The following is a 10,837-nucleotide window of genomic DNA, read 5'->3' as shown; positions in this document are numbered from 1 at the left end:
GTCGAACCGCCGAACCGCCGAACCGCCGAACCGCCGAACCGCCGAACCGCCGAACCGCCGAACCGCCGAACCGCCGAGCAAAACGAAGCGAGGGATGGAAGAACAAACGGACGTCGCCCCGACCGCGCTCCACCGGAATTCGGGCCGCGCGAATCGCCGTCTCGCGCGCCGTCGCCGCCCGCCGGCCCGCGCCGGCGCTCGGCCGAACGGCCAACGTCGCGTTTTTTTGGCCGGCGCGAACGGTGCCGGGCCCCCGGGCCGGATACAATAGCGCCCATGTCAGATCCCCGTTTCGTTCATCTTCGCGTTCACTCCGAATTCTCGATTGCCGACGGCATCGTGCGTCTCGACGATATCGTCAAGGCGGCGGCCGAAGACGGTCAGGGCGCGCTCGCCCTCACCGACCTCGGCAACGCGTTCGGTCTCGTCCGTTTCTACAAGGAAGCCCGCGACGCGGGCATCAAGCCGATCGCCGGCTGCGACGTCTGGATCACGAACCACGACGATCGCGACAAGCCGTCGCGGCTGCTGCTGCTCGTCAAGGACAAGCGCGGCTACCTGAATCTTTGCGAGCTGCTGTCGAAGGCGTGGCTCACGAACCAGTATCGCGGCCGCGCGGAGCTCGACGCGAGCTGGCTCGAAGGCGAGCTCGCCGAAGGGCTGCTCGCGCTGTCCGGCGCGCAGCAGGGCGATATCGGCCTCGCGCTCGCGGCCGGCAACGAAGCGGCCGCGCGCCGCCATGCCGAGCGCTGGGCGAAGACGTTTCCGGGCGGTTTCTACATCGAATTGCAGCGCTACGGCCAGCCGGGCGCCGAAGCGTACATCCAGCAGGCGGTGACGATCGCCGCCGAGCTGAAGCTGCCCGTCGTCGCGACGCATCCGCTGCAGTTCATGACGACCGACGATTTCACCGCGCACGAGGCGCGCGTGTGCATCTCGGAAGGCGACATCCTGGCGAATCCGCGCCGCCAGAAGCGCTTCACGACCGATCAATTCTTCCGCACGCAGCACGACATGGTCGCGCTGTTCGCCGACCTGCCGTCGGCGCTCGCGAACACGGTCGAGATCGCGAAGCGCTGCAACCTGACGCTCGAGCTCGGCAAGCCGAAGCTGCCGCTCTTCCCGACGCCCGACGGGATGTCGCTCGACGACTACCTCGTGCAGTTGTCGAAGGAGGGGCTCGAGAAGCGCCTCGCGCAGCTCTATCCGGACGAGGCCGCGCGCGAAGCGCAGCGCGACACGTACTATCAGCGCCTCGATTTCGAGTGCGGCACGATCAAGAAGATGGGCTTTCCGGGCTACTTCCTGATCGTCGCGGACTTCATCAACTGGGCGAAGAACAATGGCGTGCCGGTGGGCCCCGGCCGGGGCTCGGGCGCGGGCTCGCTCGTCGCGTACTCGCTCGGCATCACGGATCTCGATCCGCTGCGCTACAACCTGCTGTTCGAGCGTTTCCTGAATCCGGAGCGGGTGTCGATGCCCGACTTCGACATCGACTTCTGCCAGCACGGCCGCGACCGCGTGATCCAGTACGTGAAGGAGAAGTACGGCGCGGATGCCGTGTCGCAGATCGCGACGTTCGGCACGATGGCCGCGAAGGCGGCCGTGCGCGACATCGGGCGCGTGCTCGACCTCGGCTACATGTTCACCGACGGCGTCGCGAAGCTGATCCCGTTCAAGCCGGGCAAGCACGTGACGATCGCCGACGCGATGAAGGAAGAGCCGCTCCTGCAGGAGCGCTACGACAACGAGGACGAAGTCCACCAGTTGCTCGATCTCGCGCAGCGCGTCGAGGGCCTGACGCGCAACGTCGGGATGCACGCGGGCGGCGTGCTGATCGCGCCCGGCAAGCTGACCGACTTCTGCCCGCTCTACACGCAGGGCGATGAGGGCGGCGTCGTCAGCCAGTACGACAAGGACGACGTCGAAGCCGTCGGCCTCGTGAAGTTCGACTTTCTGGGCCTCACGACGCTCACGATTCTCGACTGGGCCGAGCGCTACATCCGCCGGCTCGATCCGACGAAGGCCGACTGGTCGCTCGCGCAGGTGCCGCTCGACGATCCCACTTCGTTCCAGATCCTGAAGAAGGCGAACACGGTCGCCGTGTTCCAGCTGGAAAGCCGCGGCATGCAGGGCATGCTGAAGGATGCGCAGCCCGACCGCTTCGAGGACATCATCGCGCTCGTGTCGTTGTACCGTCCGGGCCCGATGGACCTGATTCCGAGCTTCTGCGCGCGCAAGCACGGGCGCGAGAAGGTCGAGTATCCCGACATGCGCGTCGAACCCGTCCTGAAAGAGACCTACGGGATCATGGTCTATCAGGAGCAGGTGATGCAGATGGCGCAGATCATCGGCGGCTACTCGCTCGGCGGCGCGGACTTGCTGCGCCGCGCGATGGGCAAGAAGAAGCCCGAGGAGATGGCCAAGCACCGCGAGATCTTCGCCGAGGGCGCCGCGAAGAACGGCCTCGCGCGCGAGAAGTCCGACGAAATCTTCGACTTGATGGAGAAGTTCGCGGGCTACGGCTTCAACAAATCGCACGCGGCCGCCTACGCGCTGCTCGCGTACTACACCGCGTGGCTGAAGGCGCACCATCCGGCCGAATTCATGGCGGCCAACATGACGCTCGCGATGGACGACACCGACAAGGTGAAGATCCTGTACGACGACTGCGTCTTGAACAACCTTGCGGTGCTGCCGCCGGACATCAACCAGTCGCACTACCGTTTCGAGCCGGTCGCGGAGGCCGGCGGCAAGCGCTCGCACACGATTCGCTACGGCCTGGGCGCGATCAAGGGCAGCGGCCAGAACGCGATCGAGGAAATCCTGCGCGCGCGCGAGGAAAAGCCGTTTGCCGATCTGTTCGACTTCTGCGAGCGGATCGACCGGCGCGTCGTGAACCGCCGGACGATCGAGGCGCTGATTCGCGCGGGCGCGTTCGATTCGCTGCACGCGAGCCGCGCGCAATTGCTCGCGTCGGTGCCGCTCGCGATGGAGGCCGCCGAGCAGGTGGCCGCGAATGCGCTGCAGGCGGGGCTCTTCGACATCGGCGGCGAGCCCGCGCACCAGCACGCGCTCGTCGACGAGCCCGCATGGGACGACAAGCGCCGCCTGCAGGAAGAGAAGAGCGCGCTCGGCTTCTATCTGTCCGGCCACCTGTTCGACGCATACCGCGACGAAGTGCGCCGTTTCGTGCGCCAGAAGCTCGGCGAGCTGAAGGAAGGGCGCGACAAGGTGGTGGCGGGCGTGATCGCGTCGCTGCGCACGCAGATGACGCAGCGCGGCAAGATGGTGATCGCGCTGCTCGACGACGGCACCGGCCAGTGCGAAGTCACCGTGTTCAACGAGCAGTTCGACGTCAACCGCGCGCTTTTCAAGGAAGACGAGCTGCTGATCGTCCAGGGGCAGGCGCGCAACGATGCGTTCACGGGCGGAATCCGCTTCACGGCTGATTCGGTGATGGATATCGAGCGCGCGCGCAGCCGTTACGCGCAGGCGGTGCGCATGACGATGAACGGCAACGCGGACGCGGCGGCGCTGCGCCGCGTGCTCGAAGCGCACGTCGCGAAGCCCGACGAGACGCCGGCAGCCGAAGCGCCGGCGCCGCGCGGCGGCCGCGACGGCGGGCGGCGCGCGCAGCCCGTGATACCGAACGGCCTCGCCGTGCGGATCGCCTACAGCAACGCGCGCGCGCAAGGCGAGATGCGCTTGGGCGACGCGTGGCGCGTGAAGCCGAGCGACGCGTTGCTCGCCGATCTGCGCGCGGCGTTCGGCGGCAGCGTCGTCGAGATCGTCTACTGACCTCCAGCACGTTTTCCGGATTCATTTGAGGGCATTTTGAGCGTCAAGCCTACCCTAAGCAAACCGATCGGCGGCCAGGACGCGTCGTCGCCCGCCGTCGTGATGCGCCGCCTCTGGCCGTATGTGAAACCGCTCGTCTGGGTGCTCGTTGCCGGCGTGCTCGCGATGGCCGCGGTCGCCGCGACGGAAGCCGGGATTCCGGCGCTGCTGAAGCCGCTTCTCGACCACGGCTTCGGCTCGAAGGGCGACATGACGACGAAGCTGTACGTGCCCGCCGCAGTCGTCGGCCTCGCGCTTGCGCGAGCGCTTGCGCAATACGCGTCCGGCTATCTGCTGCAGTACGTGTCGAATCGCATCCTGCTCGATCTGCGCATCCAGATGTTCGAGCGGATGATCCATACCGGCGTGTCGTTCTTCCAGCGCGAGACGGCGAGCACGGTGATCAACGCGATCGTGTTCGAAGTGAACCAGGTGCTGAGCGTGCTGATGAGCGTCACGATCACGCTCGTGCGCGATTCGCTGACGGTCGTCTTCCTGCTCGGCTACCTGTTCTATCTGAACTGGCGGCTGACGCTCATCGTCGCGATCCTGCTGCCCTGCATCGGCTGGCTCGTCGGCAAGATCAACCGGCGGCTGCGCCGTTTGAATCGCGAGCACCAGATGCTCACGAACCAGCTCGCGTACATCGTCGAGGAGACGGTCGGCGGCTACAAGGTCGTCAAGGTCCACAACGGCGAGCCATACGAGATCGGGCGCTTCAACGAACTGAGCCGCAAGCTGCGCGGCTATTCGATGCGGATGACGGTGTCGGGCGGGCTGGCGCAGCCGCTCACGCAGTTTCTCGCGTCAATCGCGCTCGCAATCGTGCTGACGATCGCGGTGGTCCAGTCGGCGAACGATCAGACGACGGTCGGCGGTTTCGTCGCGTTCGTGACCGCGATGTTGCTCATCATTTCGCCGCTCAAGCACCTGATGGACGTGAACCAGCCGCTGCAGCGCGGGATGACCGCGGCCGAGCTGATCTTCGGGCTGATCGACGAGCCGCGCGAGCCGGAAGGCGGCGGCAAGCCGCTCGCGCGCGCGTCGGGCGCGATCGAGTTCAGCCACGTGTCGTTCTCGTACGGCATGCCGCGCGACGGCCGGCAGACGCTCGACGACGTGTCGTTTACCGTCGCGCCGGGCGAGATGGTCGCGCTTGCCGGGCCGTCGGGCAGCGGCAAGACGACGCTCGTCAATCTGCTGCCGCGCTTTTTCGACCCGTCGTTGGGCTCGGTGCGCGTCGACGGCGTCGCGCTTCCCGAGTACAGCCTGCACGACCTGCGCAACCAGATCGCGATGGTGAGCCAGGACGTCGTGCTGTTCAACGATTCGATCGCGGCGAACGTCGCATACGGCCAGACGCCGGAGCGCGATCGCGTCGAGGCGGCGCTGCGCGCCGCGAATCTGTGGGACACCGTCACCGCGATGCCGGAAGGCATCGACACGCTCGTCGGCGACAACGGGATGCGGCTGTCGGGCGGCCAGCGCCAGCGGCTCGCGATCGCGCGCGCGATCTACAAGGATGCGCCGATCCTGATTCTCGACGAGGCGACATCCGCGCTCGATTCCGAATCCGAGCGGCACGTGCAGGCCGCGCTCGAGACGCTGATGAAGGGGCGTACGACGCTCGTGATCGCGCACCGTCTGTCGACGATCGAACGCTCGGACCGGATTCTCGTGCTCGAAGGGGGCAAGATCGTCGAAAGCGGCAGCCATCGCGAACTGCTCGAGCAGCGCGGGTTGTACGCGCATTTGCATCGCATTCAGTTCCAGCAGGACGCAGGGTGAGCGGCGAACTTCCGGGCGGACGGGTCCCTGGCGAGCCCGATCGCCGCGCGATGAAGATCGGCCTGTCCTGCAATGCGTTCAGGTACGGCGGCGGGCTCGAGCGCTACGCGATCGACCTCGCGCGCGGTCTGGCCGATGTCGGGTTTCGGCCTGCGGTTTTTGCGCGTTCGTTCGATCCGTCGGTGCCGGAGTACGGGCGCGTCGAGCCGCACCGCATCAACGTGTCGTTCCTGCCCGGCAAGTGCCGCGACGCCTGGTTTTCGTGGCGGCTGCGCGTCGCCCGCCGTGCGTCACCCGTCGACGTGCTGATCGGCTGCAACCGGGTCGATTCGTCGGAGATCGCGATCTGCGGCGGCACCCATCTCGGATTTCTCGACGCGCTCGGTCGTACGCCGACCTTCTTCGATCGCCGCCAGATCGCGCTCGAACGCCGTCAATATGAACGTGCGCGCTTCGTCGTTGCGCACTCGGTGCTGATGCGCGACGAACTGCGTCGTTTCTACGGGCTCGGCGACGACAAGATCCGCGTGTTGTTCCCGCCCGTCGACGCCGCGCGCTTCGCGCCGGTCGGCGCCGCGCGCCGCGCCGAGCTACGCAGGCGCTTCGGCTTCGCCGACGACGAGATCGTGCTCCTGTTCCCGTCGAGCAGCCACGAGCGCAAAGGGCTGCCGCTCATCGAAGCGGTGCTGCGCGACGGTGGGCCGCCCGTCGTCGTCGCGGTCGCGGGCAGGCCGCCGGAGCGGACGTCGCAGCGGCTGCGCTACGTCGGCTACGTGAAGGACATCGAGGACGGCTACCGCGCCGCCGATTTCACGATCCTCGCATCGAAATACGAGCCGTTCGGGCTCGTCGGCATCGAATCGGTGATGTGCGGCACGCCTGTCATTCTGTCGTCGAACATCGGCTGCTGCGACGCGATCGCGCCGTCGGCGAAGCTCGTGTTCACCCCCGGCGATGCGGCCGGGTTGCGCGCGACGTTGGGCGACGCAGTGCAGCGGGCGAGGGCGGGCGCGGCGCACGTCGAATCGAGCGCGGCGGCGCACGCGGCCATCCGGTACGATTCGAGCGTCGCGCGCCACGTCGAGCAATTACTCGACCTGGCCGCCGAGACCGGAGGCCGCGGGCGCGACGAACCGCGATGACGCGCGCTCGCGCGTGGCTTACGGCGTGTCTTTCATCAGGGTATTGGTGCCGGGAGCGCATGGGCCGGATGGTATACTCCGCCAGTTCGGCCCAGCCCGCGATCGCGCTTGCAGCGCATCGCGGGCTGGGCCGCGTGTCCTGGCCCGGCACTGAGAAATGCACGTCGGTTTCGCGGATGTCCTGCGGGGTGACGGGGCCTCTGGTTTGTTCTTCGCAATATGAACCGTGGAAATCCTGCATGACGAAACGGCTTTCGGCCGGCCTCCGGCGCATCGCATCTCAAGTGGCGGAATCGATCAGCCGTTGAATTAATCGAATGAGCAGACTTCACGGCCGGTTCCACATCTTCGCGCGAGCGCTGCCGAGGCTTGCCCTCAAGCCGTTGCACCGCAAGCCCGCGCAACTGCGGCGCATCCTGATCGCGCATCATCTGCTGCTCGGCGATACGCTGCTGCTGACGCCGCTCGTCGCGAAGCTGCGCGAGCAGCACCCGGATGCGCAGATCGTGCTGGCGTGCCCGAAGGCGATTGTGCCGCTTTATGCAAAGCGGCCGTTCGGGGTGGACGCGTTCGCGTTCGATCCGCGCGACGGCACATCGGTCAAGCGCCTGCTCGCGTCGGGGCCGTACGACCTCGGGATCGTCGCGGGCGATAACCGCCACAGCTGGCTTGCGCTCGGCGCGGGCTGTCGCTGGATCGTCGCACATGCGGGCGACGCGCCCGCGTGGAAGAACTGGCCGGTCGACGAGCTGATTCCGTATCCGGACGCGCCCGCCGCGTGGGCCGATTTCGCCGCCGAGCTCGTCGACGGGCCCGCGCCGCGGCCGTACCGTCCGGCCGACTGGCCCGCGCCGCAGGCGAGCGCGCAGTTGCCCGCCGAGTTGCGCGGGCGGCCCTACGTCGTGCTTCATCCGGGCGCGAGCACCACGGTCAAGTGCTGGCCGTCCGAGCGCTGGCTCGAGCTCGCCGCGCGCGTGGAGGCGGCGGGCTATCTGCCCGTCTGGAGCGGCGGGCCGAGCGAGGTCGAGCTCGTGGCCGAGATCGGCCCCGATCCGGGGCAGCCGAATCTTGCCGGCCGGCTCGGCCTCGCCGATCTGTGGCATTTGCTGGATGGTGCGCGGGCGGTCGTATGTCCCGACACCGGCGTCGCGCATCTCGCGCGTCTCGTCGGCGTGCCGACCGTCGCGCTGTTCGGTCCCGGCAACGCCGGCATTCACGGCGCGGGGCGCTATTGGCAGGACGCGCCGTTCGTCGCGCTGACGATCGCGGACATGCCGTGCCGCGACCAGCCGTCGATTTTTCGGCGTCATGTCGAGTGGGTGCGGCGCTGCGATCGAAATGCGTCGACCTGCGTCGCATGGCACGGCGATCATGCGGACTGCATGGGACGTCTTTCAGTGGATGCGGCGCATCGTGCGCTGCAAAACGTTCTGGCGCTTGCGCCGTCAAGTTCAAGTCGATGACAATAATGACATCGCGCGTCGAGCGCGTGCTTTGGATTGCCTGTCCCACGTTGATGTTCGCCGTGATGTTCGGCCACATGAACGGAGTCGTCAACACGACGCTCGCGTTGATCGGCGCGGGCACGCTCGCCGGCATCCTGTCCGCGAACCGGCCGCCGTTCCGGCAATGGCCGCTCGTTCTGCCGATCGTTGCGTGGGCCGCGTGGAGCCTCGCGTCGGTCGGATGGTCGCTGTATCCGCACGTGAGCATGCGCGCATGGTTCGACGAGGTGCTGTATCCGCTCGTCACGTTTTGGGGTTTCTGGCTGTTCGGCTCGCGGGTGGAGCGCCCCGAGCGGCCGGTGCTCGTCGTGTGGGGCGCGTGCGTGCTGCTCGCGTTGCTGAGCGCGTTCTATTGGGGGCGCCTGCAGCCGCCGACGCCGGACGTTTTTCCGATTCGCTTCTACAACCGCGTCGGTCATACGAGCACGCTCGTCGTGTTCGCGATGCCGCTGTTCGCCGCGTTGCTGCTGCGCGCGCGCTGGCGCGCGATCGGCGTGATCGGGCTTGTCGCGTGCGGGTTCGTCGGGCTCGCGAGCCTGAATCGCTTCTTTTGGCCGGCAGCGGGCGCGACGCTCGTCGTCGCGTTCTATCCGCTCTATAGGCGGCGGCTCGGCGCGAGCGTCGTCGCGATCGCGCTCCTCGGCGCCGCGGCGCTCGGCATGCTCGAATACAGCGCGCGCGAGCGCGATCCGACCGCGTCGGCGGCGAGCGCTTCGGCGTCGTCGGCCGCGCGCGACATCACGGTCGCGGGGCAGCGGGTCTACGTGCCGGGCGAGCTGAACGCGCTCGGCGACACGCTGTCGTCCGACACGCGCCCGAAGCTCTGGGCGTTCTACGCGGAGCAGGGCAGGCACCATGCTTGGCTCGGCGTGGGCTTCGGCAAGCCGCTTCCCGGGCACGCGTACGCGGCCGCCGCGCCGCCGTTGCTGCTGCGCATCGAGCCGCAGGCGCTCACGCATGCGCACAACTTGTTTCTCAATACGTGGCTGCAGACGGGCTATATCGGCGTTGCGTTCGAGGCGATGCTGTTCGTGAGTCTCGCGGGCGCGTTCTGGCGCTTGCGGCGCGACGTGCCGGCCGTGTCCGCCGGGGGCCTCGCGCTCGTCGTCGGGATGATTGCGAAGAACACCGTCGACGACTTCATGTGGCAGACGACGATGCTCGCGTTCTGGTCATTCGCGGGTTTCCTGCTCGGCTGCGGCGAACGCGACGCACGCATGCCGCGCGCGTTGCGGAGCGCGGACGCGCGATGACGATGCCCGCCGCTCCCGCTACGCAGGCCGCCGCGCCGGCGCAAAACGTCGCCGGCCCGAGCGCGCGGCGCGTGCGTATCCTGTTTCACATCGACGATTTCGGCCGAGGCGGCACCGAGACCGCGCTGCTCGGCTGGCTCAACGCGCTCGACCGCAGCGTGTTCGAGGTCGGGCTGTCGGTCACGTATCCGACGCAGGATCTGACGACGTGGTGCGCGAAGGCGATTCCGCCCGACGTTGCGCTGCAGGTGCTCGCTCCCGAGCGATGGATGCATGCGCTCCACCAGCGCGAGCGCGGGCGCAAGCTGCGCGGCGGCGAGAAGCTGCTGCACAAGGCGTCGACGCATGGGTTGATTCGCCCGATCGTCGCCCGCCGCTTCCTGAGGCTCGCGCGCGGCTACGACGTGGTCTGCGATTTCGATTTCTCGCTGCGCCGCATCGCCGGGCAGGGCGGTGCGCCGTGGATCGGCGTCAGCCATTACAGCTTCGCCGCACGGTTCGGCGACAAGAGCGCGTCGTACATGGCGCGGCGCGTACGCCAGTACGAGCGATATGCGGCACTCGCCGTGCTCACGCCCGACATGCGGCGCGAGGCGGAACCGCTCTTCGCGAATACTCGCGTCGTCGTCACCGCGCTGCCGAACGTGATCGATCCGGCGGCGCTGCGCGCGCGGGCGGACGAGCCGGCCGAGCTGCCGGACGGGCGCTTCATCGTGTCGGTCGCGCGGCTCGACGAAGGGCAGAAGGATCATCGGACCTTATTGCGCGCGTATGCGAAAGTGCGGGCGCGCCGCGCCGACGCGCCGCGCCTCGTGCTCGTCGGCGACGGTCCGGACCGCCGCGTGCTCGAGCGGCTCGCGGGCGAGCTCGGGTTGCACGACGCGGTGCGGTTCACGGGTTTTTGCGCGAATCCGTTTCCGTACGTGCGCGCGGCCGACATGCTGATCCTGAGCAGCCGTTACGAAGGCTTCGGGATGGTGCTCGGCGAGGCGATGGCGCTCGGCACGCCGGTGATCTCGTCCGATTGTCCGACGGGGCCGCGCGACCTGCTCGACGGCGGTCGCGGCGGGCTGCTCGTCTCGCCCGGTGACGCCGATGGGCTCGCGGACGCGATCGAGCGGATGCTCGCCGACGACGCGCTGCGCGCGTCGCTCGTCGCGCATGCGGCGCACAAGGTCGAATCGTTCGGCCCGCGCGCGGCGAACGCGCGCATGCAGGCGCTCGCCGCGCAACTGCTCGAGCGGGCGTGAGTTCGCTCGCGTCGCATGGGCGTGCGACGCGAATTCGCTAAAATGTCCAGTCGCCCGTT

6 protein-coding genes are annotated in these 10,837 nt (G+C 68.0%); all 6 read left to right on the top strand.

The window, feature by feature from the left end:
- The first annotated feature begins 276 nt into the window (after positions 1–276).
- The 6 genes from dnaE (at position 277) to WS91_RS00860 (ending at position 10,778) form a co-directional block, all read left to right on the top strand.
- Complete coding sequence (dnaE, locus tag WS91_RS00885; RefSeq protein WP_059669583.1) at positions 277–3,801, top strand: DNA polymerase III subunit alpha; 3,525 nt, start codon at positions 277–279, stop codon at positions 3,799–3,801.
- A gap of 36 nt (positions 3,802–3,837) precedes the next feature.
- Complete coding sequence (gene msbA / locus WS91_RS00880; protein ID WP_059669582.1) at positions 3,838–5,628, top strand: lipid A export permease/ATP-binding protein MsbA; 1,791 nt, start codon at positions 3,838–3,840, stop codon at positions 5,626–5,628.
- Positions 5,629–5,678: 50 nt separating this feature from the next.
- Positions 5,679–6,770 (top strand): glycosyltransferase family 4 protein, encoded by a 1,092-nt coding sequence (locus tag WS91_RS00875; RefSeq protein WP_038754827.1) that lies wholly within the window; start codon positions 5,679–5,681, stop codon positions 6,768–6,770.
- 317 nt (positions 6,771–7,087) lie between these two features.
- The gene (locus WS91_RS00870) at positions 7,088–8,233 is read left to right on the top strand and encodes a glycosyltransferase family 9 protein (RefSeq protein WP_059574676.1); all 1,146 of its coding nucleotides are present in this window, start codon (positions 7,088–7,090) and stop codon (positions 8,231–8,233) included.
- Positions 8,230–9,528, top strand: a complete 1,299-nt coding sequence (locus WS91_RS00865; RefSeq protein WP_038754822.1) for an O-antigen ligase family protein — start codon at positions 8,230–8,232, stop codon at positions 9,526–9,528. The genes WS91_RS00870 and WS91_RS00865 overlap by 4 nt, the downstream gene beginning before the upstream one ends.
- A complete protein-coding gene (locus WS91_RS00860; RefSeq protein ID WP_059669581.1) occupies positions 9,525–10,778 on the top strand; it encodes a glycosyltransferase in 1,254 nt (417 codons plus the stop codon). Before WS91_RS00865 ends, WS91_RS00860 begins: the two co-directional genes overlap by 4 nt.
- Positions 10,779–10,837 lie beyond the last annotated feature (59 nt).

Origin of the sequence: Burkholderia sp. MSMB1498 (genome assembly GCF_001526245.1) — a bacterium.
GTDB lineage: Bacteria > Pseudomonadota > Gammaproteobacteria > Burkholderiales > Burkholderiaceae > Burkholderia > Burkholderia savannae.
The sequence above is the reverse complement of the archived record's forward strand: the minus strand, read 5'-3'. Positions and strand labels throughout refer to the sequence as shown.

Coding starts and splice junctions, on each gene's coding strand:
- dnaE (WP_059669583.1), top strand. CDS start 277: ATGTCAGATCCCCGTTTCGTTCATCTTCGCGTTCACTCCGAATTCTCG.
- WS91_RS00875 (WP_038754827.1), top strand. CDS start 5,679: ATGAAGATCGGCCTGTCCTGCAATGCGTTCAGGTACGGCGGCGGGCTC.
- WS91_RS00870 (WP_059574676.1), top strand. CDS start 7,088: ATGAGCAGACTTCACGGCCGGTTCCACATCTTCGCGCGAGCGCTGCCG.
- WS91_RS00865 (WP_038754822.1), top strand. CDS start 8,230: ATGACAATAATGACATCGCGCGTCGAGCGCGTGCTTTGGATTGCCTGT.
- WS91_RS00860 (WP_059669581.1), top strand. CDS start 9,525: ATGACGATGCCCGCCGCTCCCGCTACGCAGGCCGCCGCGCCGGCGCAA.